The sequence below is a fragment of the Novosphingobium aromaticivorans DSM 12444 genome (assembly GCF_000013325.1).
In the GTDB taxonomy this organism is placed as follows: Bacteria; Pseudomonadota; Alphaproteobacteria; order Sphingomonadales; family Sphingomonadaceae; genus Novosphingobium; species Novosphingobium aromaticivorans.
The window spans coordinates 1,427,155-1,451,184 of the sequence record NC_007794.1; the positions used below are offsets into that span (position 1 = coordinate 1,427,155).

Here is a 24,030-nt window from a genome sequence, read left to right on the forward strand (position 1 = left end):
GGGCAGGGGAAATGAGCGAAGAACAGGGCGCCGCGACCGACGGCGTGATCCTCGACTACGACGTGCGCAAGGTAATGGCGGCGCTTCCGCACCGCTATCCCCTGCTGCTGGTCGATCGCGTGGCGTCGCTGACGCTGAACGAGCGCATCCATGCGGTGAAGGCCGTGTCGATGAACGAGCAGTTCTTCCAGGGCCATTTCCCCGGCCGTCCGATCATGCCGGGCGTTCTCCAGATCGAGGCGCTGGCGCAGGCCGCCGGCGTTCTCGCCGTGGAATCGCTTGGCCTCGCCGGTTCGGGCAAGCTCGTCTACTTCATGGCGATCGAGGACGCGAAGTTCCGCAATCCCGTGGAACCGGGCGTGCTGCTCGACCTGCACGTCGAGTTCACCCAGAAGCGCTCGCGCGTCTGCAAGTTTTCCGGCAAGGCGATGATCGGCGACAAGGTGACCTGCGAGGTCAACTTTACCGCGATGATCGCGGATAGCTGAGGACCGCACGCGCTGGACATCCGCGCGGCTTTCCGCTAGGCGCGCGCCCTTACAGATTCTAGCGGCCGGTCGGAACCGGCTGCGCACCGGAGCAAGACCCATGAAGACTGGCATTCACCCCGACTACCACATGATCAAGGTGCAGATGACCGACGGCACCGTTTTCGAGACGCGCTCCACCTGGGGCAAGGAAGGCGAAACGCTCGCTCTCGAAATCGACCCGACTTCGCACCCGGCATGGACCGGCGGTACGCGCCAGCTTGACCAGGGTGGCCGTGTTGCCCAGTTCAACAAGCGCTTCGGCGGCCTTTCGCTCAAGCGCTGAGCGCGGGCGAAAGCACCGAATGCAGGGAAGGGCGGCTCGGGCCGCCCTTTTCTTTTTGGGCAAGCGGGGCCAGCGATCGGCCGCCAGTGGCAACACAGCCCATTGCTATCAGCGATAGCTGTCCTAAAGAACACACATGACCTTGACCAACACTCTCGAAGGCCGGCTCGGGTATCAATTGCGCCGGGCTTCCGCCGTGATGATGGCCGACCTCGCGCGGGAGCTGGCCGACCTTGACCTGCGCCCGGCCGAAGTGACCACGTTGCTCGTCATTTCCGAAAACCCCGAATGTTCGCAGACCGAGGTGGGGCAGGTGCTGGCGATCAAGCGGGCAAACATGGTGCCGATCATTTCGCGCCTGATGGATCGCGGGCTGGTCGAGCGTCGGCGGCTCGACGGGCGCAGCCATGCCTTGACCCTGACCGATCAGGGGCGCGGAATTGCGCGCGATGCGACGGCGCGCATCGAAGCGCACGAGGCGCGTTTCACCGAGCTGCTCGGCAAGGGCGACGTCGACACGCTGTTCCGCTGTCTGCCGACGATCCGCGCCGTGCGCGATGCCGAGGTCGACGCCTGAAGGTACGCCGTCAGCCCCAGGGCTTTTCGCGGTACCACTTGGTGATGACGTACTTCAGGCCTTTGCGCACCTTCATCGCGTGATGGAGCGTGCATGGGTTGACCGTTCCGTCAGGGCGGCGATTGTTCCAGCACACCAGCTTGCCGCGTTCGGGCTGGATCGTCTTGTCGATTACCTTGAACCGCGTGGCTCCGCCGGCTTCCACGTCGTTCAGGTAGACCATGAAGGTCCACGTGCGCTGGCCGGCAACGCTGCAGAAGCGCTGGAAGTCCGCACCGTGCGGGTCGAAATAGTCGGTGTGGGCCTTGAACTCCTGCCCTGATTCATAGCGCTGCCCCTGGATCGGTTCGCCGAACGGGCGCCCGATTCCCGACAGCGCGCAGAGCTTCTCGTCGAGAGCGACGATTTCCGGGTCATCCATCGGCAGGTCGCAGGTCTCGCTGGTGCGGAAGTAGTGGTCGCCATTGGCATCGGCAATGGTCGAGGGCCTGCGATCCCGTTCTATGCGGGCGATCAGCCCGTTGCATTCGGCCTGCGAGAGGAAATCGCGCACCACGAACATCTCCAGCCGGGGCGAGGGAACCCTCATCATTCCGGGTGCCGCCAGAAGCCGTCCGGCGCAGGATTCGCTGCTCGATTGCGTCATGGCCTTCCTCCTGCCACACCGGACCCGGCGACCGCAACTTGAAGCCCCGACGGGATTGGTCGTAAAACCGTCACGTTTCTGCCGCATGCGAGTGACCGTGCCCACCTGCGAGACCCCAACCCGACCGGCTGCAAACGGCTTCTCGCTGGTCGAGATGCTGGTGGTCCTTCTTGTCATGGGGCTGCTCGCGACAGTCGCGGTGCTGACCATGCCCGGAGACGAACGCAAGCTGCGCAACGAGGCGGAACGCTTTGCCGCGCGCACGCTGGCTGCGCGGGACGAGGCGATCGTCGGCGCGCGTCCGGTTGCGCTCGTGGTCAGCGAGCGCGGTTACTATTTCGAGCGGCGAATGGAGGGCCAGTGGCAACCACTGCCCGGTCGCGGTTTCGACCTGACAGGCTGGGACGAGGGCACCCGCGCCGATGCGGTTCGTCAGCGGCTGGTGTTCGATTCGCTGGGCCTGGCCAGCAGCGAGGCAGCGGTGCGGCTGGACCGGGGCGGGCAAGTGCTCGTCGTACATGTCCGCCGTGATGGCAAGGTGACTGTCGATGCCGGCTGACAACAGGCCCCCGATCCGCGCTCCGATCCGCGCCCCGATCCGGGCCCCGATCCGCGCCCACGCCAACGGCTTCACCCTGCTCGAGCTTCTGGTCGCGCTCGCGGTCTTTGCCATCGCAGCCCTGGCGCTGCTCCAGATGGAGGGCGCCAGCATTGCGCGAACCGCGGACCTCGACCAGCGCCTGCTGCGCGAGATCGTCGCACAGAACATGGCGGCCGAGATCCTGAGCGATCCCGCCCCGCCGCCGGTCGGCTCGGCCAGCGGGACCATCGAGAATGCCGGCCGCCGCTTCCAGTGGACGCGCACCGTTGCGCGACGGGCTGACTTCGGCGTTCTGGGGATCACCCTTTCCGTCCGCGAGACGACGCCGGGTGCGCAGAGCCAGGCCTTTTCGCTCGATTTCACCCGGCTCCCCGCGGCATGAGCGAAACGCCCGTCCGCAACGGCTTTACGCTTGTCGAGATGCTGATCGCGCTGGCGCTTTTCGCGGTCATCGCGGTTGGCGCGCTCGGACTGCTGCGCTTTTCGGTCGATGCGGAGCTGGCAAGCCGCGCCCGGACCGAAACCATCGCGGCGCAGCGCCGGTTCCTCTCGGTGTGGACGGCGGACCTGGCGCAGGCCGTTCCACGCCCATCGCGCGACCAGTCCGGCGCCCCCCATCCCGCATTCGAGGCAGGGACGGACGGCGTGGTCATCCGCCTGACCCGCAGCGGCTGGGACAATCTTGACGGCGCCCCGCGTCCCGGCCTGCAGAAAGTCGAGTACCGCCTGACTGCCAAGGCACTCGTGCGCTCCGGCTACCCCTTTCCCGATGGCGCATCGCCCGAACCTCCGGCCGAAGTCCTGCCGATCACCGGGCCCCCGACGGTGCGGTTCCGCACGAAGGACGGCAATTGGCGCGACCGGTGGGAACCCCAGCTCCAGACCGAGCTTCCGGTGGCGGTCGAACTGCTCCTGCCCCAGGCCGGGGTGCCGCCGCTGCGCATCGTGTCTCTGGTCGGGGTGAACTACCAGTGAGCGCAGGGGACCCGAAGGAGCGCGGTGCGGCACTGCTGTCCGTGTTGCTGCTGGTTGCGGTCATGGCGGTGATCGCGGCGGTTATGCTCGACCGGCTCAACCTTGCTGCGCGGCTTGCGGGCAACGGTCAGGCGATGACTCAGGCGCGGCTTTACGCGACAAGCGCCGAAACGCTCGCGATGGCGCAGATCAAGGGGATGGTCGACAGCTCGCAGGAGCGGACGGTGGACCGGCAAGGGCTGCTTGGCCGCGACTTCCCGCTGCCTCTGCCGCGCGGTACGGCGATGGCGCGGGTGGAGGACGCGGGTAACTGCTTCAACCTGAACTCGCTGGTCGAGGCCGATGCGCAAGGCGTTCTTGAGCTGCGGCTCGTCGGCCTCAACCAGATGCGCGCGCTCATGACCGGCCTCGCCATTCCCGAAGCGGAAAGTGCGATCATCAGCGATTCGATCGCCGACTGGATCGACACCGACAACCGGCCCGCCCCCAACGGTGCGGAGGACGAGACCTACCAGGGTACGGCAACGCCCTATCGCACGGCCGGGCGGCTGATTGGCGACGTCAGCGAGATCCGCGCTGTGCGGGGAATGACGCCGCAATTCTACGAACGCCTGCGCCCCTGGCTCTGCGCGCTCCCGGCGGCGGAGCTTTCACCGATCGACGTGAACACCCTTCGGCCCGATCAGGCGCCGCTTCTAGCCATGCTCGCGCCCAAGGCCATCCCGGTCGATCGCGCCCGCGCCATGCTGTCCGGGCGGCCCGCGCTTGGCTGGGCAAGCGGTGACGAAGCCTTGCGCGGTTTCGGCGGAGAGGGAGCCGGGGGCGTACCGCTCAACCAGTTGCAGGTGCGCAGCCGCTGGTTCCTGTTGACGCTGATGGTCACGGTCGATTCGGCGGTGGTCGAGGAGCAGGCGTTGATCGACGTCGGCGACAACCCTCCAAAAGTCGCCTTCCGTACCTGGGGCGACCGTTTCAGCCGTTAGTGCGCGTCCAAATCGCGCCGATCTTGCTCCTCGCGCAAAATTCCGCTTCCCTTTGCCGCGCCTTTCTGCAAAGGGGCCAGCCCGCGCAGCAGAGACTTGCTCGCGATATGTGGCGACCGTAGCTCAGTTGGTTAGAGCGCCGGTTTGTGGTACCGGAGGTCGTGGGTTCGAACCCCATCGGTCGCCCCATTTTCTCCTCCAGATCAAAGCGCTTGGGCCGTTCATTCGGCCACGCCTTTTCGGGCGTCGGCAAGCCATTGCCCTTGCTCCGCAAGGCTGCAGGTGGCAGAGCGCACCTGACCGGCGGCGGGGGTCGCCGGGAGGAAGGATTCGACTGTCCCGCGGCCATGCACGGTTTCGCAAATCCCGCCCGCTTCCTGCGCCTCGCGCGCTGGCTCATGCCGCTTCTGCTGGTCACCGGGCTGCTGCTGTCGCTCGGCGCAGTACTCTATGGCGTGCTCGTCGTGCCGCCTGACCGGCTGATGGGCGAGACTGTGCGCATCCTGTTCATTCATGTGCCCGCCGCATGGCTCGGCATGGCTGGCTGGTCGACCATTGCGATCGCCAGTCTCGTCGAACTGGTCTGGCGCCACCCGCTGGCCGCCATTGCCGGGCGCGCCGCCGCCGTTCCCGGCGCAACCTTCACCGCTATCTGCCTTGCTACCGGCTCGATCTGGGCCCGGCCCACGTGGGGAACCTGGTGGGTCTGGGATGGCCGCCTGACGAGCTTTCTCGTCCTCCTGTTCCTCTATTTCGGCTATATCGCGCTTTCCGGCGCGGCACAGCGCGACATGGCATCGGGCGGGGGTGGCAGCCGCATCACCGCGATCTTCGGTCTGGTCGGAGCGATCAACATCCCGATCATCAACCGCTCGGTCGTCTGGTGGAACAGTCTGCACCAGCCGCCCTCGATCACCATGGGCAAGTCTTCGATCGACCCGACGTTTCTCTGGCCGCTGCTGATCGCAGCGCTGGGTTTCAGCCTGGTGTTCGGCGGCGTCGTACTTGCGCGGATGCGCACTCTCCTGGCCGATATCCAGGCCGAGGCGCGTCTGCGCCGCAAAGCCATGGCGTAAAAAGCAGATGCGCGAAGGTCTTCAACAGTGGGATTACGTGGTGGCCGCGCTGGCGATCGGTCTGGTCGGCACGCTGTTGCTGGTCGGCTGGACGCTCGCGGCGATGGTCCGCGCGGAACGGCGGCGCGACAAGGTCAGAGGCAAATGAACGCGACAAAGGCCCCGGGCGGCATAAAGCCCAAGCACCAGCGGCTTGTCCTGCTCGTCATCGCGCTTGTGGCGCTGATTGGCGCGGGGCTTCTGGCCGCCTATGCCTTGTCCAACCAGGCGAGCTACTTCTACGTGCCCAACGACTTGGTGAAGAACCCGCCCGAGCAGGGCCGCGCGATCCGCTTGGGCGGCATGGTCCAGAAGGGCTCGCTCAAGACCCGGGCGGACGGCATCACCATCGATTTCGTCGTGGGCGACGGCAAGGCGCGCGTACCCGTGCGCTATACCGGCATTACCCCTGACCTGTTCGTCGAAGGCTCCGGGGTGGTCGCGGAAGGGCGCATGGAGGGGCAGACTTTCGTCGCCGACAATCTCCTCGCCAAGCATGACGAAAACTATGTCCCCCGCCAGATGGGCGACATGACGAAAGCCCAGGCCGAGGCCGTGGTGGCGGAGACGAAATGATCGCTGAACTCGGTCTTGCCGTCCTGTGGATGGCGGCGGCGCTTGCCGCCTTGCAGCTTTTCGCCGGCGTTTCGGCCCTGCGCCCAGGCGGCGGGGCGGCGGGCAAGTCGCTCGCCGGCATGGTTCGCCCGCTAGCTGTCATGCAGGGTGCGCTCGTCGCGATCTCGTTCCTGGCGCTGATCGACTTGTTCCTGGAAACGGACCTGTCGGTGAAGCTCGTGGCGGAAAACAGCCACTCGATGAAGCCGTTCATCTTCAAGCTGGCGGGTACGTGGGGCAACCACGAAGGCTCGATGCTGCTGTGGGTGACGATCATGGCGGTATCGGGCGGTTTCGTCGCGCTCATCGAGAAGCGCCTGCGCGAAGACACGCTGATCGCCACGCTGGCGGGGCAGGCCTTCGTCAGCCTCGGCTTCTATGCCTTCCTGCTGTTCTCCTCGAACCCGTTCGAGCGACTGGCGGAACCAGCGCCTGATGGTGCCGGCCTCAACCCGCTGCTGCAGGACATCGGCCTCGCATTTCATCCGCCCACGCTCTACGTCGGTTATGTCGGGCTTTCGGTGGCGTTCAGCTTTGCCATCGGCGCGCTGATCACGCGTGACGTCGGCCCCGCTTTCGCCCGCGCGATGCGCCCCTGGGTGCTGGGCGCGTGGATTTTCCTCACCATCGGCATCACGGCCGGTTCCTACTGGGCCTACTACACGCTCGGCTGGGGTGGCTGGTGGTTCTGGGACCCTGTCGAGAACGCCTCGCTCATGCCCTGGCTGGCCGCGACGGCATTGCTTCACTCGGCCTCCGTCCTTGCCAGTCGCAACGCCTTGCGCGCGTGGACGGTGATGCTTGGCGTGATCGCCTTTTCGATGTCGATGGTCGGCACCTTCCTGGTGCGCTCGGGCATCCTGACGTCGGTCCATGCTTTCGCCGTCGATCCGGAACGCGGCTCGTTCATCCTTGCGCTTCTGGCCATCTACATCGGCGGTGCATTGGCACTCTTCGGCCTGCGCGCGTCGACCGTGACCGAGGGTGAACGTTTCAGCCTGTTCAGCCGTGAGGCGAGCCTCGTGTTCAACAACGTGATGCTCTGCGGCACGCTCGGCATCGTGCTGATCGGCACGCTCTACCCACTGCTGACCGAAGCGTTCGGTGCCAAGGTTTCGGTGGGACCTCCCTATTTCAATCCGGTATCCGCGATCTTCGTGATTCCGATGATGCTCGTCATGGGCGTCGGGCCGCTGCTTCGCTGGCGCAAGGACAAGCCAGGCCGCGTGACCGGCAGTGTCGCGGTGCCTGCGCTGCTCACCGCGCTCGTCCTGCTCGCCGTCGTGGTCCTGGCCCCCGGCATTCGCATCCTGCCCGCGCTCGGCCTTGCGGTTGGCGCCGGGTTGGCGCTGGCGAGCTGGTTCCCGCTCAGGGGCCGCAACCTGCGCCGCACGCCGCTCAGCGTCTGGGGCATGGTCTTCGGCCACTTCGGCATTGCCGTCGCCTTGCTCGGCGCTGCCAGCGAAAGCGCATTCTCGACCGAACGGCTGGCCGCGATGAATGTGGGCGATACGCAAAGCGTCGGTCCGATCTCGCTCAAGCTCGAGAAGATCGAACCTGTCGCCGGCCCCAACTGGACCGCGCTCGAGGCAACGGTCAGCGCATCGTACAAGGGCGGGGCGCCGGTCACGCTGCATCCGCAGGCGCGCACCTTCTCCTCGCCGCCTGGCGAGCGTACCGAATCCGCACTCCATACGCGCTGGAACGGCCAGCTCTATGCCGTGCTCGGCAACGAGGGCGAGGATGGCCGCTGGCAGATGCGCTTCTGGTGGAAGCCGTTCGTGCCGCTGCTCTGGCTCGGCGGGCTGCTGATTGCGTTTGGCGGCGTTCTGGCGCTTCTGGGCCGGGTGGCGCATGATGTTCGCCGCCTGCGCGCAGGCGGCAAGATTGCATATCGCCGGGCCCGGATGGAGCAGGTGAAGTGACGGAACCCAAGGGCAAGCGCCCCGGCCTCGCGATCTGGCTTCCGCTCGCGCTGTTCGGTGCGTTCTTCGCGCTGGTGATCTGGGGGCTCGTGCGCCCGGCCGACCGCGAAGTGGCCAGCGCCTTCATCGGCAAGCCGCTGCCGCAGTTCTCGCTCCAGCCCGCGACCGACGATCGCCCGGGCCTGTCGACGGCGGACTTCCGCGACGGCAAGCCCCGTCTGCTCAACGTCTTTGCAAGCTGGTGCGTCCCCTGCGCGATCGAATCTCCGCAGCTCGATGCACTCGCCAGGCAGGGCGTGGAGATCAACGGCGTCGCCATTCGCGACCGCAAGGACGACGTCGCCCGCTTCCTCGCCACCAACGGTAATCCCTTCGCCAAGATCGGCAAGGACGACCTCTCGGAAGTGCAGCTCGGCATCGGGTCCTCCGGCGTTCCAGAGACCTTCGTTATCGATGGCAAGGGCGTGATCCGCTACCAGCACATCGGCGAAATCCGGCCCGAGGACATGGGTCTGATCCTCGGCAAGCTGAAGGAGGCCGCGCAATGAGCGTTTCGCGTTCGCTAGGGCTTCTGGCCGCCGCCCTGCTGCTGAGCCTCACCGCTCCGCTTGCCGCGCAGGACACTATGCCGCCCGCGCCTTACGCCTACCGCCAGCTTGACGATCCGGCGCAGGAGGCCAAGGCCCAGGCCCTGATGGAAACGCTGCGCTGCCTCAAGTGCCAGAGCCAGTCCATCGCCGATTCCGACGCGCCCATGGCCGGCGACATGCGTCACCAGGTTCGCACCCGCATCGCCGCCGGAGAACAGCCAGAAGCGATCCGCGCATGGCTGGTCGAACGTTATGGCGATTACGTGAGCTATGCCCCCCAGAACAAGCCGATCATGTGGCCGCTCTTCGCCGCGCCGCTGGTGATCCTGTTGCTGGCCGCCGTGCTGCTGCGCGGACGGTTCCGGCGCGGCGGCAAGCAGGAGAACGGCGAATGACCTGGGTGCTCGTCGTTCTGCTCGCCGGGGCCGTGTTCCTCGCGCTGGCCTTCGTCCTGAAGATGCCGCGCGCTGGGTGGGAGCTTTCGGGCGCCGCGCTGCTCGTCGGGATCGCCGGCTATGCGTTGCAAGGCAGCCCCGATCTTCCCGGCGCTCCCAAGGCCCCGGTCGAGAACAAGCGCGCCGCCGACGAGGCTCTGATCAAGCAGCGCCAGCAGATGGGCGACAGCTTCGCCAAGGGCCAGAGCTGGCTGATCCTTGCCGACGGCCTCGCTCGCCAGGGCCAGTACGGCGCTGCTGCCGAAGTCCTGCGCAAGGGCGCCGAGCAGTTTCCGCAAGATGCCGACATCTGGGTGTCGCTGGGCAACGCACTGGTCGGTCACAGCGACGGCCTGATCACGCCCGCCGCGCAATATGCCTTCCAGAAGGCGGCCCGCATCGCGCCGGATCATCCCGGTCCGCCTTTCTTCATGGGCCTTGCGCTCGCCCAGTCCGGTCGCCTGCCGGAAGCGCGCGCGATCTGGGCAGAACTTCTGCGCCGTTCTCCCGCCGACGCTCCGTATCGGGCCGATCTTTCGGAGCGAATCCAGCGGATCGATTCGATGCTGGCCATGGCGGCGGGTGGCGGCACGGCCGGCGCGCCGGTCCCGGCCCCCGCGCCGATGGCTGATTCGTCTTCTCAAGTGTCTGAGTAGGAGCGATAAAATGCGGGTCCGGAACGCTCTTTCGACCGGCCCGTTGAGCCAATGTCCCCACCCGTTTCCTCCCATTGCAGGGCCATTGGGGCAGTGCTAAAGCGCCGCGCCGTTTCCTCCGTCCCGGTGGAGACGCGCAAGGCTTTGAGGCCGGGGGCACCGTTGCCATGAGTGATGCCGTTACCGACGCGGATGGATCTTCAGCGCAGTCTCATGCGCAGTCCGCCGGACATCATGCCGTGCAGGGCCACGGCGGTCATTCGCAAGGCCCCCTGCTCAAGCTGGCGGTAGGCGCGATCGGCGTAGTCTTCGGCGACATCGGCACCAGCCCGCTCTACGCGCTGCGCGATACGTTCGCCGGCCACCACAAGCTCCCGCTCGACCTGCTGCACATCTACGGCATCATCAGCCTGATGTTCTGGTCGATGATGATCATCGTGACGTTCAAGTACGTCTCGGTCATCATGCGCGCCGACAACAAGGGCGAGGGCGGCAGCCTTGCGCTCCTCGCGCTGATAAACCAGCACACCGACGGCAAGCGCTGGGGCAGGGGCATCATCCTGCTCGGCGTCTTTGCGACGGCCCTGTTCTACGGCGATTCGATGATCACCCCGGCGGTCTCGGTCATGGGCGCGATCGAAGGTGTGGCCGTCTACCGGCCCGACATGCATCCGCTGATCGTGCCGCTGGTCGTCGGCATCCTCATCGGCCTGTTCTTCATCCAGAGCCGCGGGACCGAAAAGGTCGCCGCCTTCTTCGGCCCGATCATGCTGGTCTACTTCGGCACGATCGCCGTGCTCGGTGCGCTGAGCATTGCGGAATATCCGCCGGTCATCGCCGCGTTGAGCCCGCACCACGCCGTGACGATGTTCATCGCCGATCCGTGGCGCGGTTTCCTGGCAATGGGCGCGGCGGTCCTGGCCGTGACCGGTGCCGAGGCGCTCTATGCCGACATGGGCCATTTCGGTCGCAGCCCGATCCGCATGTCGTGGCTGGTCTTCGTGCTGCCCGCGCTGGTGCTGAATTACCTCGGTCAGGCTTCGCTGCTGATCCGCAATCCGGCAGCGCTCGAAAGCCCGTTCTATTATCTCGCGCCCGAGTGGTTCCAGTGGCCGCTGCTGTTTATTGCCTCGTGCGCGGCGGTCATTGCCTCGCAGGCGGTGATCTCCGGCGCGTTTTCGGTAACGCAGCAGGCGATCCAGCTCGGCTTCATCCCGCGCATGACGATCAAGCACACGTCTACCGCTGCGGGACAGATCTTCATTCCTGTGATCAACTGGGCGCTGATGATCGCCGTGATCCTGCTGGTCCTGGTCTTCCAGCGCTCGTCCAACCTGACCGCCGCCTATGGTATCGCGGTGACCGGCGCGATGCTGATCGACAATTTCCTGCTCGCCGTGGTGCTGTTCAAGCTGTGGCAGTGGAAGGCCCCGGCGGCCATCGCCATGCTCGCGGTGTTCTTCGCCATCGATGCGGCCTATCTCGGCGCCAACATGACCAAGATCCCCGACGGTGGTTGGGTGCCGCTGGTCATGGGCATCGCGATCTTCACACTGCTCACCACCTGGTCGCGCGGGCGCGCCCTGATGCGCGAGAACATGGCCGAGGGCACCATTCCGCTCGACGTCTTTACCAAGTCAGCCCATTCCAGCGCCGCGCGCGTTTCGGGCACGGCGATCTTCATGGCCTCGACCGCGGCGGGCGTGCCCTCGGCGCTGCTGCACAACATCAAGCACAACAAGGTGCTCCACGAACGCGTGGTCATCCTGACCGTGTCGATCGAGGACGTGCCCTACGTCGACGAGGGCGAGCGGTATTCGGTCAAGGACTTCGGCAACGGCTTCTACCGCCTGACGCTGCGTTTTGGCTTCCTTGAGGAAACGGACGTGCCCGGTGCGCTCAAGGGCGTCAGCATGTGCGGCGAACCGTTCAACATGATGAAGACCAGCTTCTTCCTCTCGCGCCAGACGCTGATCCCGTCGGACAAGCCGGGCATGGCCCTGTGGCGCGAAAAGCTGTTCGCCTGGATGCTCCGCAATGCGGCAAGCGCGATGGAGTTCTTCCGGCTGCCCACGAACCGCGTGGTCGAGCTGGGCAGCCAGCTCAAGATTTGACCGCCCGGGGATAGCGGCATCGGTTCGTCGCATCTGTGCCTCTGCCGGACTTGGCAATCACGGCGCATTTGTTACCGTCGCCACCATGGGGGTTCAGCGCTTGATATCGTCGGATGAAGCGCTCCTGCGTGAGATTCTCGATGCCCAACTGGAAATGGTCTGCCGTTTCCGGGGCGATGGCACGATCCTGTTCGTCAACCGCGCCTATGCGGATACGCTCGGCAGCGATCCGGTATCGCTGACCGGGCGCAATCTGTGGGACTTCGTCAGTGGCGAGGACCGGGCCCACGTCGGGCAGATGCTTGAACGTCTCACCCCGGAAGAGCCCGAACTGACCATCGAAAACAGGTTCGAGACCGCGGGCGGAGCGCGCTGGACGCTGTGGCGCAATCACGCGCTTTCGTTCGACGACTGGGGCAACTGGTCTGTGGCGCAGTCCACCGGCATCGACATCACCGAACGCAAGATGCTCGAGGAGCAGCTCGAACTGCTGGTTGGCGAACTGAACCACCGCGTGAAGAACACGTTGATGGTCGTCCAGGCCATGGCCTACCAGACCTTCCGTGGGGCAGGGCTGCCGGAACAGCCCGTCGCCTCGTTCAATCAGAGGCTGGCCGCGCTTTCGGGCGCGCATGACGCGCTCAGCCGGGCGAACTGGTCGGGGACGGCTCTGGCCGATATCGTGCGCGAGGGACTGCTCATATGCGGCGATTCCGACCCGCGCATCTCGGTGAGCGGCCCCGATGTCCTGATACCGGCGAACGCGACCGTGTCGCTCGTCATGGTCCTTCACGAACTGGCCACCAACGCCACCAAGTACGGCGCGCTGTCGGTCGATGGCGGATCGGTTGCCATAGACTGGAACTACGATCCGCCGGGCGAATGGCTGGTCCTCGAATGGAAGGAACGTGGCGGACCGGCAGTGGTCGCACCGTCCCGCAAGGGCTTCGGCTCGCGCCTCGTGACAGAGGCGGTGCCGCGCCAGCTCGGCGGCAAGGTCGAAATGCATTACGAATGGGAAGGCTTGCACTGCCGCATCGCCTTCCCGCTGACGGGAACGGGGCAATGATCGAAGGAAAGCGCATTCTCGTCGTGGAGGACGAATTCATCGTCGCGGCAATGGTCTGCGATACGCTGGAGGATGCGGGTGCCGTGCCGCTGGGGCCGGTGGGGCGCGTGGTTGAAGGCCTGGACATGATCCGCCAGGGCGGGATCGATGCCGCCGTCCTCGACTGGAACCTCAACGGAGAGCCGGGGGCGCCTTTGGCCGAAGCGCTTGCCGCGTCGTCGATCCCCTTCGTCATCGCCACTGGTTATGGTTCGGTCGAAGAGCCGTTCTCGGGCAGGCCGATTCTCGGAAAGCCTTATATCTCGGGTAACCTGATCGAGCGTCTGGCGAGCCTTTTCGCCGCAACCTGACGTGAAAAGACCGGGATCGGCGGATGCCGTCCCGGTCTTCGCATGGCCAGCGGCCAGGGCGCCGGATCAGTCCTTCTTAGCTTCGGCAACCGACTCGTTGTGAAGGCTTGCTTCGGCTTCGGCGGCTTCCTGCTTGGCCCCGGCAGCAGCCTTGTCGGCCATCTCGTCGGTCTTCGCAGCGGCATCGTCGACCGCCTTCGCAGCCTTGTCGCCCAGTTCGTCGGTGGCGGCGGCGGCCTTGTCTGCGGCGTTGGCAACATCGTTACCGGCAGAAGAAGCCGTGGTCTCGGCGGCGTCCTGGGTCTTTTCCGAACATGCCGAAAGCGTAAGAGCGGTGGCAGCGGCAGCCGCGAGCAGCGAGATCTTGCGCATGTAGTGAATAACTCCCCTTCAGAAACGACCCGTAAAGACGGGTTGGGCAAGCAACGCACGGCGGCGCGATAGTTTCCCGCGAAAGGGATTTGTCGTGCGGGAGGTGGGCTGCCAGGCCGACAGTCCCTGGGCGTTCCGCCACGCGGTCGCTCGGCAGACATGAAGCAAAAGGGGCGCGGCACCTTCCGGTACCGCGCCCCTTTTTGAGGACGACGTTCAGCCGAAGGATCAGCCGAGGTTCGCGCTTACCATGCAGTAGAGCATCGGCAGCGACAGCAGCAGGTTGGTACGGCTGGCGATCAGGGCGCGCGGCGCGGCAGCGGCCTTTTCCTCGGCCGAGGCTTCGACGATGCCGAGGATCTTCTTCTGGGCGGGCCAGATGATGAACCACACGTTGAACGCCATGATCAGCGCCAGCCACATGCCGAGCCCGATGAGGTTGACGTTGCCTTCGCCCGAGAAAGTCATCGCCGCGTGGCCATAGCCCGAGACGAAAGCGATGACGAGGCCGGTGACGACCGTCAGCAGCGCGGCGTAGCGGAAGAAGAAGAATACCTTCGGCGCGATGTGGCCGGTGATCGCGCCCTTCTGTTCGGCAGGGATCGACGGCATGGTCGGGACCTGGACGAAGTTCAGGTAGTAGAGCAGGCCGATCCACAGGATGCCGAAGAACACGTGCAGCCAGCGGAAGATGGAGTTGGTGTCGACCACCGCGGAGTCGGCATAGCCGAACATGACGGCGATCGCGGCGACAAGGCCGACCACAAGAACAAGATGCAGATTGCCGAAGAGCTTGGCCATCGGATTTCCCCCTAATTATAACCGTTTTGCTGGCGGGAGCACCACCGTGCCCCCACGGTTGGTGCGCATATTAAGCGTGCCTATGCAAAAGTCACACGAAAACAGTTGGCGCGCCACTCAATCGTGCGGCGGGTTCTGCTCGACTTCGGTCTCTGCCTCGGCGGCAAGGCCGTGCTTCATCAGCATCGGGATCTGGGCGAAGGTGAACAGGAACGACAGCGTCGTCACGCCCCACAGCTTGGCCTGCAGCCAGATCTCGAAATTGCCGTTGGCGGCATTGAAGAAGTACCGCAAGACCTCGTTCAGGCCGGCAAGGAACAGGAAGAAGAACGCCCAGTTGCGCGACAGCTTCAGCCATCCCTCCTCGTTCAATCCGTCGAATGCCGCCTCCAGCAGGTAGCGCAGCATCGCCTTGCCCCGGGCAAGGCCGGCGAAAAGCACGCCGGAAAACAGCAAATAGATCGCGGTCGGCTTGACCTGGATCCAGAAGGGATCGCCCAGCAGCACGGTAAGCGTGCCGAAGCCGAGGATCAGCACGGTCGACAGCCACAGCATGGGCGAGATCCTGCCCAGACGCAGCTTGGAAACGATCAGTGCCACCACCGTTGCCGCCATGAAGGCCGCCGTGCCCTTGGTAACGGCCACCACTTCGGCAAGGCCTGCGTCGCCTGCGTCCCGCTTGAAGTATCGATAGGCGAGGAAGAAGACGAGCAGCGGGCCGTAGTCGACCGCCAGGTTTACCCACGAGGACTTTGGCTTTTTCTGCGCTTCGCTCACCGGAACACTCCCGCGATGACCTTGGCGACAAGGTCGGGGTCGAAGGGGCGCAGGTCGTCGATCTTCTCGCCGACGCCAATGGCGTGGATGGGCAGGCCGTACTGCTCGGCGGCGGCAACCAGCACGCCGCCGCGTGCAGTACCGTCGAGCTTGGTCATGATCAGCCCGGTCACGCCCGCAACCTCCTTGAAGATCTCGATCTGCTGCAAGGCATTCTGCCCGTTGGTCGCGTCGAGCACCAGCACCACGTCATGCGGCGCGGCCGGGTTCAGGCGGCCGAGGACGCGGCGGACCTTGGCCAGCTCGTCCATCAGCTCGCGCTTGTTCTGCAGGCGCCCGGCGGTGTCCACGATCAGCGTGTCGATGCCCGTGTCGGTCGCTGCCTTGACCGCGTCGAACACGATGGAGGCGGGATCGCCGCCTTCCGGCCCGGTCACGATCGGAACGCCGAGCCGGTCGGCCCAGACCTTGAGCTGCCCGATGGCAGCTGCGCGGAAGGTGTCGCCTGCCGCCAGCATCACGCCGTAGTCCTGTTCCTGGAACAGATGGGCAAGCTTGGCGATGGTCGTCGTCTTGCCCGAACCGTTGACGCCGATCACAAGGATCACCTGCGGACGCGGAAAGGCTACGATTTCCAGCGGCTTGGCCACGGGGCGCAGGATCGCGGCGATTTCCTCGGCGACGGCTTCCTTCAGGCCCTGCTCGTCCACCCCGTTCTCGAATCGCGCGCCTTTCAGCCGCTCGCGGATGCGCGCGGCGGCGCGGGGGCCGAGGTCGGAGAGGATCAGCGCGTCCTCGAGATCGTCAAGCTGCGCTTCGGTCAGTCGGCTGCTGCCGACGATGCCGCCAAGGTTTTCGGCGAGCCGCTCTGACGTCTTGCGGAAGCCCCCGAGGATTCTATCGGACCAGCTTTCGCCACTCATTCCAGTATTCCTTCAACAATCTTGGTCGGCGTCACCATGACGAGGCTGCCCGCAGTCACGCCGTCCGTTACGCGATAGGTCGCAAAGTGGCCCGCATGGCCGGTTCCGTCGCGCTCGGCAAGCACCTGCGCTGGTTTGCCGACGAGCGAGGCGAGCCAGCGGGCGCGTTCCGTGGCCACCGCTGCCCGCAATTCCGCCGCACGCTCCCGAACCACTGCCGGTTCGACCTGGGGCATCAGCGCGGCGGGGGTGCCGGGGCGGGGAGAGTAGGGGAAGACGTGGCCGTGGACGATGCCGCATTCCCGCACGATCGAAAGATTGTTCCGATGCATTTCAGGGGTTTCTGTCGGAAAGCCGGCGATCAGGTCGGCACCCACGGCAATGTCCGGACGGCGTGCTTTCATGCGCTGGACGAGTTCGATGGCATCGCGCCTGCTGTGGCGCCGCTTCATCCGCTTGAGCACCATGTCATCGCCCGACTGGAGCGAGAGATGGACGTGCGGCATGACGCGCGGCTCGCCGGTTATGAGGTCGAAAAGGAGGGGGTCGATCTCCACGCCGTCGAGCGAGGAGAGCCGCAGGCGCGGCAATTCCGGAAATGCATCGAGGATCGCCGCGATCAGGTTTCCCAAGGCCGGTCCTGATGGCAGGTCGGCGCCCCACGAGGTCACGTCGACGCCGGTCAGGACCACCTCGTGTACGGTTAGGTGCCGTTCGGGTCGCAGCGCAAAAATCGCCCTTTCGACCGCTGAAATCACATCAACCACTGGAAGGGAAACGCTTTTTCCGCGCCCTTGGGGGATGATGCAGAAGGTGCAACTATGATCGCAGCCATTCTGGACAGGAATGAAAGCGCGGGTATGCGCCCGCCGGGGCAGGGGGCGCGCGCCGGTTGGAGCATTCCAACTGGACGGTTCCAGCTTGGCCGCGTTGGGCACCACCGCATCGACCTCGACCATTCCGGCGAATGCGTCGCGCTCGATCGTCGCCGCGCAGCCGGTCACGACGAGGCGGGCCTCCGGATTTTCGCGGCGGAGACGGCGTACCGCGCGGCGCGACTGGCGCACCGCCTCTGCCGTGACGGCGCAGGAATTGACGACGACGGTGGGCGGCCCGTCCGCGATAAGTCCCCGTATCGCCTCGCTTTCGGCGATGTTGAGGCGGCAGCCGAGGGATATGACCTCGACGCTCATGCCGGGAAGTCTGAGTCCTCGAACGCGCCTTCGAAGCTCAGCGTCGCAGGCCCGGTCATATCGATGGTCCCGCCTTCAGGCCAGGTGATGGTGAGCGGGCCGCCGGGCAGGTCGATCCGGACCTTGCGGCCCGTCAGCTTGCGGCGGATCGCGGCGACCGCCGTCGCGCAGGCGCCGGTTCCGCAGGCCCGGGTAAGACCGGCACCGCGTTCCCACACGCGCAGCTTGAGATGGTCGGGGCCAACCACGCTGGCGACATTGACGTTGATTCTCTCGGGAAAAAGCGGATCGTTCTCGATCAGCGGGCCGAGACGGGCGAGATCGACGGCGTCCGCATCGTCCACGAAGAAGATCACGTGCGGGTTGCCGACATTGACTCCGACCGGGTTCTCCAGGTCCTCCCAGCCGACCGGCATTTCCAGCGTGTCCATCGCATAGGAGACCGGGATTTCATCCCAGCGCAGACGGGGCGCGCCCATGTCTACAGAGACGCCATCGGGCCGTGCTTCCGAACGGATCAGTCCGCCAAGCGTTTCAATGAATTGCGTGCCGCCAAGGAGGAGGCCGACGGCGCGGCTGGCGTTGCCGCAGGCCTCGACCTCGCTGCCGTCGTTGTTGAAGATGCGCATCCGCACGTCGGCCACGTCCGACGGTTCAAGAACGATCAGCTGGTCGCAACCGATGCCGGTGCGGCGGTCGGCGAGCGCCGCCGCACGCGCGGCGGTCATGGAAACGGCCGCCTCGCGGGCGTCGATCACCACGAAATCGTTGCCGAGCCCGTGCATCTTGCGGAAGGGAATGCGCATGCCGCGCGACTTAGGCATTCGCAGGCGGCATGGCAATCGGTCGGCGGCTCAAACCGCAGCTTTCACAGCAGCTCTCAGGCGATTGCGGTACGGGCCGGGATGCCGGACTGATTTTCCGCCTGCTGCTGAAGGAGTTGGCGGTCCGCCAGCATCGCGCGGATCTCGCTGGCATCGCCCGGCTGGCCGTAGAGAAAACCCTGGCCCTTGAACTTGCCGAACTTGCGCAATTCGTCGAGCACTTCGGGGGACTCGATGCCCTCGGCAGTGATCGGCAGGTCCATGCCCTTGCCCAGCGAGGAGATCGCCTCGACGATCGTGGCGCTGTCCTTGTTCTTGCCCAGGTTCGACACGAAGAAGCGGTCGATCTTGATCTGGTCGAAGGGCAGGGTGCGAAGCTGGGCAAGGCTGGAATAGCCCGTGCCGAAGTCGTCGAGGCTGATCCGGATGCCCTGGTTCTTGAGGCTGGTGATCAGCGTGCGAACCACGCCCACGTTCTCGTGCAGACAGGTCTCGGTGATTTCGATGTCGAGCCTGTGCGGCGGAAAGTTCGCCTCGACCAGCAGCTTGAGCAGCTTCTGCGCGAACCACGGGTCGCGTAGCTGGATTGGTGAGATGTTGACCGACAGGGTCAGGGTCGGGTCCCAATCACGTGCATCGCGCAGGGCCTGACGGATCAGGTTTTCCGACAGTTCGGAGATGAGGCCGATTTCCTCGGCGATCGGGATGAAGATTTCCGGAGACAGCAGGCCGTGGCGCGGACTGCGCCACCGTGCGAGCATTTCGAAGCCGGTCAGCTCGCCGGTTTCGAGATCGATCTGCTTTTCGTAGTACGGCACGAATTCGCCGCGTGCGACGCCTTCCCGGATTTCGCGCTCCAGCTCGCTGCGGAAGCGCAGTTCGCTCTCCATGTTCTGCTCGAACCAGCAGTAACGGTTCCGGCCAGCCTTCTTGGCCTGGTACATGGCGAGGTCGGCGCGGTGGAGAAGCGTGTCGGCCAGCGCCGGCGGCGCGCCTGCATCGGCCGCGCTGGTCGCGGCTAGCCCGATCGATGCGGTTACTTCGAGCATGAGACCGTCAACCCGCACGGGCATCGCCACCGCCTCGTTCATGCGCAGGATGAGGCGGTCGATGGATTCGACGTGGTCGGGATCGAAGATCGCCGCGCAGGCGAATTCGTCGCCGCCGAGGCGTGCGATGATCGAGCCGGCGGGAAGGATGGCCCGGATGCGATCCGCCGTGTGGAGGAGCACGGCGTCACCGGCCTGGTGACCGTGCACGTCGTTGGAGCGCTTGAAGTTGTCGAGGTCCATCATCATCACGACGACCTCGTGCCCGCTGGTGCGGGCGGTGCTGACCATCTGTTCGACCGCCGGCCCCATGCTGCGCCGATTGAGGCAGCCGGTGAGGGGATCGGTGTGCGCCAGCTTGTGCGCCGTCTCTTCCGCCTCGCGGCGTTGCCCTACCTCGCGCGTCAGGTCGACGTAGCGCCGCCAGCCGAACAGGAGCAGCGCGATGTTTAGGATGAGGGCCGTGCCGAGCATTGGTTCGCGCGGGCGGCTGCCGGTCATCAGCGAATGTACGAAGTCCGCCAGAACGGTCGAGCCATTGGCGACGAAAAGGAGGACTGCGGCAATGATGATGCCCAAGCCAAGCAAATCGTTGTGGGCCTGATCTTCCGCCCTGCCTGCTTCATCGAGTCTGTCAGGCGCCGTCGCCATACCCCTGCCTTCGCTAGCCCCGGTTCCGGCAACACGGCCGGTTCCCCCTGGGACAACCACTAGGGGAACGTCCTAAAGGTTTGGTTAAGACCGCGCCTCGAGCCGCAGGATTTCGGCCTCCGGTCACGATGCCGGGGCGGCGTGCCGGGGCACTTGATTTCGGAACGATTTGCGCGTAGTGCGCGCCGCAGCAGCCAACATTGTTGCCTGCGGATTCGACAACGGCCCCTGTTCAGGATGCCACACGCTGGTCGGCGAGGTTTCGCCCACCGGCGTTTTTCGCGTTACGCGAAAGTGGTTCCCGATCAAGGGCATGATGATGGGAATTGGGCGTGTTCGATAGTCTTTCAGACCGGCTTGGAGGCGTATTCGAGCGCCTGCGCGGCCGCGGCGCGCTGCGTGAGGAAGACGTCCTTGCCGCCATGCGTGAAGTGCGCATCGCGCTGCTCGAGGCCGACGTTGCGCTTCCCGTTGTCCGCCGCTTCATCGACCAGGTTTCCGAGCAGGCCGTCGGCCAGTCGGTCCTGAAGTCGGTTACGCCCGGCCAGCAGGTCGTCAAGATCGTGAACGATGCGCTGGTCGATATGCTCGGCGGCGGCACGGCCGAGCTTGACCTGAATGCCGCCCCGCCGGTCGTGATCATGATGGTCGGCCTGCAGGGCTCGGGCAAGACCACCAGCACTGCCAAGATCGGCAAGCTGCTGAAGGAAAAGCAGGGCAAGAAGGTCCTGATGGCTTCGCTGGACGTCAACCGTCCGGCGGCGCAGGAACAGCTTGCGGTGCTGGGCGAGCAGGCGGGCGTGGCTACGCTGCCTATCGTCGCCGGCCAGCAGCCGGTGGACATTGCCACCCGTGCCGTGAACGCGGCGAAGCTGCAGGCCGTGGACGTGCTGCTGCTCGACACCGCGGGCCGTCTCCACGTCGATCAGGCGCTGATGGACGAGATGAAGGCGGTTGCCGCCGTCTCGGTTCCCAGGGAAACGCTGCTCGTCGTCGACTCGCTGACCGGTCAGGATGCGGTCAACGTGGCGCAGTCGTTCTCGGGCGAGGTCGACCTGACGGGTGTCGTGCTGACCCGCATGGACGGCGATGCGCGCGGCGGCGCGGCGCTGTCGATGCGCGCGGTTACCGGCAAGCCGATCAAGTTCGCGGCGACCGGCGAAAAGCTCGACGCGATCGAGCCATTCCACCCGGAACGCGTTGCTGGCCGAATCCTTGGCATGGGCGATATCGTCTCCATCGTCGAGAAGGCGGCGGCGACGATCCAGGCGGAAGATGCCGAGCGTCTTGCCCAGCGCATGTCGAAGGGGCAGTTCGACATGAACGACCTGCGCACCCAGTTGCGGCAGATGCAGAACATGGGCGGCCTCGGTGCGCTGGCGGGCATGATGCCCGGCATGAAGAAGGCCAAGGCGGCGATGGCGCAGTCCGGCATGGACGACAAGGTCCTGCTGCGCATGGACGCCATCATCGGCTCGATGACGCCCAAGGAGCGCGAGAAGCCCGAGCTGCTCAACGCCAAGCGCAAGATCCGCGTGGCCAAGGGGTCCGGCACGCAGGTGCAGGACGTCAACAAGCTTCTGAAGATGCATCAGGAAATGGCCAAGGCCATGAAGCAGATCAAGAAGATGGGCGGCCTCAAGGGGCTGGGTGCGCTGTTCGGCAAGGGTGGTCTGGGTGCCGCCATGCCGGGGCTCGACCAGCAGATGGGGCCGGGTGGTCTTGGCGGAATGGGCGGGGGCGGATTGCCCGGTCTTGGTTCGGGAGGACTTCCCGGCAACCTTGGCGATCTCCTCAAGAAGCGCTGATTTTTCGAAGTTCAAAAGTTCAAACAGTTTGATTGAAAGGTAGTTCAAATGTCCGTTTCTATGCGTCTTTCGCGCGGTGGTTCGAAGAAGCGCCCGTACTACAAGATCGTCGTTTCCAACAGCCGCGCGCCGCGCGACGGCAAGTACCTGGAGCAGGTCGGCACCTACAACCCGCTGCTCGCCAAGGACGACGAGAACCGCGTGCGCCTGATCGAAGACCGCGTCCGCTACTGGATCGGCGTTGGCGCCCAGCCGACCGACCGCGTTGCCCGCATGCTCGACAAGGCTGGCATCAAGGAACGCGCCGCGACCAACAACCCGCAAAAGGCCGAGCCCGGCAAGAAGGCCAAGGAGCGCGCCGAGGAGCGTGCCGAGAAGGCTCGCGAGGCTGCTGAAGCCGCTGCTGCCGCCGCTGCCGCTCCGGCCGAAGAAGCCGCTGCCGAAGCTCCGGCCGAAGCCGCTGCCGAAGAGCAGACGGAAGCCTGATCTTGCGCGACCGGCCCGTCACGCTCGCCGCCATTACCGGCGCGCATGGAGTGGCGGGCGAGGTCCGCTTGAAGCTGTTCGGTGAAGGCGTGGCGGCGCTGAAGCGCTACCGCGCCTTCAACGATTCAGGCGATGGTTCCGGGCTGACCGTGGTGAAGATCAAGGACGACGGCAAGGGTGGCGCGATTGCCCGCTTTGCCGAAGTGCCCGATCGCACGGCGGCGGAGAAGCTGCGCGGCACGGCGCTGACCGTGCGCCGGTCGGAATTGCCCTCTCTGCCCGAGGGCGAGTATTACCACGCCGACCTGATCGGCCTGCCTGCGGTCTCGACCGAGGGCGAGATGCTCGGCGAGTGCATCGCGGTCGAGAACTTCGGCGCGGGCGACGTGATCGAGATCCGCAAGGCCGACGGCAAGAAGTTCATGGTGCCGATGAAGACGGAAGCGGTTCCGGAATGGACCGACGAGCGGATTGTCATTGAAGCGGCTTACGCTGACCAATGACCTTCGCCGCCACCGTACTTACTCTCTATCCCGAGATGTTTCCCGGTCCGCTGGGCGTGAGCCTTGCCGGGCGCGCGCTGCGCGAGGGGGCGTGGGCGATGGATGCGGTGCAGATCCGCGATTTCGCCATCGACAAGCACAAGACCGTCGACGACACGCCCGCTGGTGGCGGGGCGGGGATGGTGTTGCGGGTGGATGTGCTGGCCAAGGCCATCGACCATGCTCGAGAGGCGCATCCGGGGTGCCCGGTTATCGCCATGACGCCGCGCGGCAAGCCGCTCACGCAGGAGCGTGTGCGGCAGCTTGCGGACGGGCCGGGCGTGATCGTCCTGTGTGGCCGGTTCGAGGGCTTTGATGAGCGGATTTTCGCCGGGAGAGAGGTCGAGGAAGTCTCGGTCGGCGACATCGTGCTGTCCGGCGGCGAATGTGCCGCCCTGATGCTGCTGGACGCTTGCATTCGGCTGCTTCCCGGCGTAATGGGCGCGGCTTCTAGCGGGCATGAGGAGTCGTTCGAGAACGGCCTCCTGGAATACCCGCACTATACCCGACCTGCTGAGTGGGAAGGGCGCACGATCCCTGAAGTGCTGCGATCGGGGGATCATGCGAAGATCGCGGCTTGGCGCAAGTCACAGTCCGAGATCGATACACGGTTACGCAGGCCGGACCTTTGGGAGCGCCACATCGGCGCTCGGGTCCAGTCTGCCTCTGGCGCGCAGCGTGAAGTGCAGGACGATTGAAAAATGAACCTGATTCAGCAGCTTGAAGCTGAAGCTATCGCCGAATTCAAGGCGAAGAAGGAAATTCCGGACTTCCGCGCCGGCGATACCGTTCGCGTTGGCGTGCGCGTCGTCGAAGGCGAGCGTACCCGCGTTCAGGCCTACGAAGGCGTGTGCATCGCGCGCTCGAACCGAGGCCTCGGCTCGAACTTCACCGTTCGCAAGATCTCGTTCGGCGAAGGCGTGGAGCGCGTGTTCCCGCTCTACTCGCCCAACATCGATTCGATTACCGTCGTGCGTCGTGGTGTCGTGCGTCGTGCGAAGCTCTACTACCTTCGCGGCCGCACCGGCAAATCGGCGCGTATTGCTGAGCGTAAGGTCACCAAGGCCTGAGCAACGCCGCAACACGGCTAACGTGTTCAGAAAGGCGTCCTGGCTCAGAGCCAGGGCGCCTTTTCTGCTTT

General features: G+C 65.4%; 30 protein-coding genes and 1 tRNA gene. 23 read left to right on the forward strand and 8 right to left on the reverse strand.

Going from position 1 to position 24,030, the window contains the following annotated elements:
• The first annotated feature begins 11 nt into the window (after positions 1–11).
• The 3 genes from fabZ to SARO_RS06925 all read left to right on the forward strand — a co-directional run bounded on the left by fabZ (position 12) and on the right by SARO_RS06925 (position 1,390).
• Entirely contained in the window at positions 12–488 is a 477-nt protein-coding gene (gene fabZ / locus SARO_RS06915) for a 3-hydroxyacyl-ACP dehydratase FabZ (protein ID WP_011445037.1), read from the forward strand.
• Positions 489–588: 100 nt separating this feature from the next.
• Positions 589–813 (forward strand): 50S ribosomal protein L31, encoded by a 225-nt coding sequence (gene rpmE / locus SARO_RS06920; protein ID WP_011445038.1) that lies wholly within the window; start codon positions 589–591, stop codon positions 811–813.
• Positions 814–949: 136 nt separating this feature from the next.
• Positions 950–1,390, forward strand: coding sequence for a MarR family winged helix-turn-helix transcriptional regulator (locus tag SARO_RS06925; protein ID WP_011445039.1), 441 nt, complete (start codon positions 950–952; stop codon positions 1,388–1,390).
• A gap of 10 nt (positions 1,391–1,400) precedes the next feature.
• On the opposite strand, the gene SARO_RS06930 is transcribed toward SARO_RS06925, so the two are convergent.
• Complete coding sequence (locus SARO_RS06930) at positions 1,401–2,036, reverse strand: prolyl hydroxylase family protein (protein ID WP_011445040.1); 636 nt, start codon at positions 2,034–2,036, stop codon at positions 1,401–1,403.
• A gap of 91 nt (positions 2,037–2,127) precedes the next feature.
• Here SARO_RS06930 and SARO_RS06935 point away from each other — a divergent pair, with 91 nt between their 5' ends.
• The 15 genes from SARO_RS06935 to SARO_RS07000 all read left to right on the forward strand — a co-directional run bounded on the left by SARO_RS06935 (position 2,128) and on the right by SARO_RS07000 (position 13,463).
• Positions 2,128–2,595: a GspH/FimT family pseudopilin gene (locus SARO_RS06935; RefSeq protein ID WP_176929300.1), complete on the forward strand. Its 468-nt coding sequence runs from the start codon at positions 2,128–2,130 to the stop codon at positions 2,593–2,595.
• Positions 2,585–3,019 (forward strand): type II secretion system minor pseudopilin GspI, encoded by a 435-nt coding sequence (gene gspI / locus SARO_RS06940; RefSeq protein WP_011445042.1) that lies wholly within the window; start codon positions 2,585–2,587, stop codon positions 3,017–3,019. The genes SARO_RS06935 and gspI overlap by 11 nt, the downstream gene beginning before the upstream one ends.
• Entirely contained in the window at positions 3,016–3,612 is a 597-nt protein-coding gene (gene gspJ / locus SARO_RS06945) for a type II secretion system minor pseudopilin GspJ (protein ID WP_011445043.1), read from the forward strand. Before gspI ends, gspJ begins: the two co-directional genes overlap by 4 nt.
• Positions 3,609–4,595 (forward strand): type II secretion system minor pseudopilin GspK, encoded by a 987-nt coding sequence (gspK, locus tag SARO_RS06950; RefSeq protein ID WP_011445044.1) that lies wholly within the window; start codon positions 3,609–3,611, stop codon positions 4,593–4,595. Before gspJ ends, gspK begins: the two co-directional genes overlap by 4 nt.
• A gap of 112 nt (positions 4,596–4,707) precedes the next feature.
• A tRNA-His gene (locus SARO_RS06955) sits at positions 4,708–4,784 on the forward strand.
• Positions 4,785–4,942: 158 nt separating this feature from the next.
• Positions 4,943–5,671: a heme ABC transporter permease CcmC gene (gene ccmC / locus SARO_RS06960; protein ID WP_011445045.1), complete on the forward strand. Its 729-nt coding sequence runs from the start codon at positions 4,943–4,945 to the stop codon at positions 5,669–5,671.
• 7 nt (positions 5,672–5,678) lie between these two features.
• Positions 5,679–5,819 (forward strand): hypothetical protein, encoded by a 141-nt coding sequence (locus SARO_RS21320; protein ID WP_011445046.1) that lies wholly within the window; start codon positions 5,679–5,681, stop codon positions 5,817–5,819.
• Positions 5,816–6,286 (forward strand): cytochrome c maturation protein CcmE, encoded by a 471-nt coding sequence (ccmE, locus tag SARO_RS06965; protein WP_011445047.1) that lies wholly within the window; start codon positions 5,816–5,818, stop codon positions 6,284–6,286. The genes SARO_RS21320 and ccmE overlap by 4 nt, the downstream gene beginning before the upstream one ends.
• The gene (locus SARO_RS06970) at positions 6,283–8,250 is read left to right on the forward strand and encodes a heme lyase CcmF/NrfE family subunit (RefSeq protein ID WP_011445048.1); all 1,968 of its coding nucleotides are present in this window, start codon (positions 6,283–6,285) and stop codon (positions 8,248–8,250) included. Before ccmE ends, SARO_RS06970 begins: the two co-directional genes overlap by 4 nt.
• The gene (locus SARO_RS06975) at positions 8,247–8,798 is read left to right on the forward strand and encodes a DsbE family thiol:disulfide interchange protein (protein ID WP_011445049.1); all 552 of its coding nucleotides are present in this window, start codon (positions 8,247–8,249) and stop codon (positions 8,796–8,798) included. Before SARO_RS06970 ends, SARO_RS06975 begins: the two co-directional genes overlap by 4 nt.
• Positions 8,795–9,235, forward strand: a complete 441-nt coding sequence (locus SARO_RS06980) for a cytochrome c-type biogenesis protein (protein WP_011445050.1) — start codon at positions 8,795–8,797, stop codon at positions 9,233–9,235. The genes SARO_RS06975 and SARO_RS06980 overlap by 4 nt, the downstream gene beginning before the upstream one ends.
• On the forward strand, positions 9,232–9,930 hold the full coding sequence (locus SARO_RS06985; protein ID WP_011445051.1) for a tetratricopeptide repeat protein: 699 nt from the start codon (positions 9,232–9,234) through the stop codon (positions 9,928–9,930). Before SARO_RS06980 ends, SARO_RS06985 begins: the two co-directional genes overlap by 4 nt.
• Positions 9,931–10,097: 167 nt before the next feature.
• Positions 10,098–12,044, forward strand: coding sequence for a potassium transporter Kup (locus tag SARO_RS06990; RefSeq protein ID WP_011445052.1), 1,947 nt, complete (start codon positions 10,098–10,100; stop codon positions 12,042–12,044).
• 85 nt (positions 12,045–12,129) lie between these two features.
• Entirely contained in the window at positions 12,130–13,113 is a 984-nt protein-coding gene (locus SARO_RS20180) for a sensor histidine kinase (RefSeq protein WP_049759341.1), read from the forward strand.
• On the forward strand, positions 13,110–13,463 hold the full coding sequence (locus SARO_RS07000; RefSeq protein WP_011445054.1) for a response regulator: 354 nt from the start codon (positions 13,110–13,112) through the stop codon (positions 13,461–13,463). The genes SARO_RS20180 and SARO_RS07000 overlap by 4 nt, the downstream gene beginning before the upstream one ends.
• A gap of 66 nt (positions 13,464–13,529) precedes the next feature.
• Here the strand turns inward: SARO_RS07000 and SARO_RS20585 are convergent, their stop codons facing one another.
• From SARO_RS20585 to SARO_RS07035, 7 genes are all read right to left on the reverse strand, one after another.
• Entirely contained in the window at positions 13,530–13,835 is a 306-nt protein-coding gene (locus tag SARO_RS20585) for a hypothetical protein (protein WP_011445055.1), read from the reverse strand.
• Between the two features lie 228 nt (positions 13,836–14,063).
• Entirely contained in the window at positions 14,064–14,636 is a 573-nt protein-coding gene (locus tag SARO_RS07010; protein WP_011445056.1) for a urate hydroxylase PuuD, read from the reverse strand.
• A gap of 117 nt (positions 14,637–14,753) precedes the next feature.
• On the reverse strand, positions 14,754–15,413 hold the full coding sequence (locus tag SARO_RS07015) for an inner membrane-spanning protein YciB (RefSeq protein ID WP_011445057.1): 660 nt from the start codon (positions 15,411–15,413) through the stop codon (positions 14,754–14,756).
• Positions 15,410–16,336: a signal recognition particle-docking protein FtsY gene (ftsY, locus tag SARO_RS07020; protein WP_011445058.1), complete on the reverse strand. Its 927-nt coding sequence runs from the start codon at positions 16,334–16,336 to the stop codon at positions 15,410–15,412. The genes SARO_RS07015 and ftsY overlap by 4 nt, the downstream gene beginning before the upstream one ends.
• On the reverse strand, positions 16,333–17,529 hold the full coding sequence (locus SARO_RS07025; RefSeq protein WP_011445059.1) for a MiaB/RimO family radical SAM methylthiotransferase: 1,197 nt from the start codon (positions 17,527–17,529) through the stop codon (positions 16,333–16,335). Before SARO_RS07025 ends, ftsY begins: the two co-directional genes overlap by 4 nt.
• Positions 17,526–18,335, reverse strand: a complete 810-nt coding sequence (dapF, locus tag SARO_RS07030; RefSeq protein WP_041550214.1) for a diaminopimelate epimerase — start codon at positions 18,333–18,335, stop codon at positions 17,526–17,528. The genes SARO_RS07025 and dapF overlap by 4 nt, the downstream gene beginning before the upstream one ends.
• Before the next feature lie 74 nt (positions 18,336–18,409).
• Positions 18,410–20,053, reverse strand: a complete 1,644-nt coding sequence (locus tag SARO_RS07035) for a putative bifunctional diguanylate cyclase/phosphodiesterase (protein ID WP_041550215.1) — start codon at positions 20,051–20,053, stop codon at positions 18,410–18,412.
• A 332-nt stretch (positions 20,054–20,385) separates the two neighbouring features.
• Here SARO_RS07035 and ffh point away from each other — a divergent pair, with 332 nt between their 5' ends.
• From ffh to rplS, 5 genes are read left to right on the forward strand one after another with little or no spacing between them, the layout of a single operon-like run.
• Positions 20,386–21,861, forward strand: a complete 1,476-nt coding sequence (ffh, locus tag SARO_RS07040) for a signal recognition particle protein (RefSeq protein ID WP_011445062.1) — start codon at positions 20,386–20,388, stop codon at positions 21,859–21,861.
• Positions 21,862–21,909: 48 nt separating this feature from the next.
• Positions 21,910–22,347, forward strand: coding sequence for a 30S ribosomal protein S16 (gene rpsP / locus SARO_RS07045; RefSeq protein ID WP_011445063.1), 438 nt, complete (start codon positions 21,910–21,912; stop codon positions 22,345–22,347).
• Between the two features lie 2 nt (positions 22,348–22,349).
• Positions 22,350–22,850 (forward strand): ribosome maturation factor RimM, encoded by a 501-nt coding sequence (gene rimM / locus SARO_RS07050; protein WP_011445064.1) that lies wholly within the window; start codon positions 22,350–22,352, stop codon positions 22,848–22,850.
• The gene (gene trmD / locus SARO_RS07055) at positions 22,847–23,587 is read left to right on the forward strand and encodes a tRNA (guanosine(37)-N1)-methyltransferase TrmD (protein ID WP_011445065.1); all 741 of its coding nucleotides are present in this window, start codon (positions 22,847–22,849) and stop codon (positions 23,585–23,587) included. Before rimM ends, trmD begins: the two co-directional genes overlap by 4 nt.
• Positions 23,588–23,590: 3 nt before the next feature.
• Entirely contained in the window at positions 23,591–23,959 is a 369-nt protein-coding gene (gene rplS, locus SARO_RS07060; RefSeq protein ID WP_011445066.1) for a 50S ribosomal protein L19, read from the forward strand.
• Positions 23,960–24,030 lie beyond the last annotated feature (71 nt).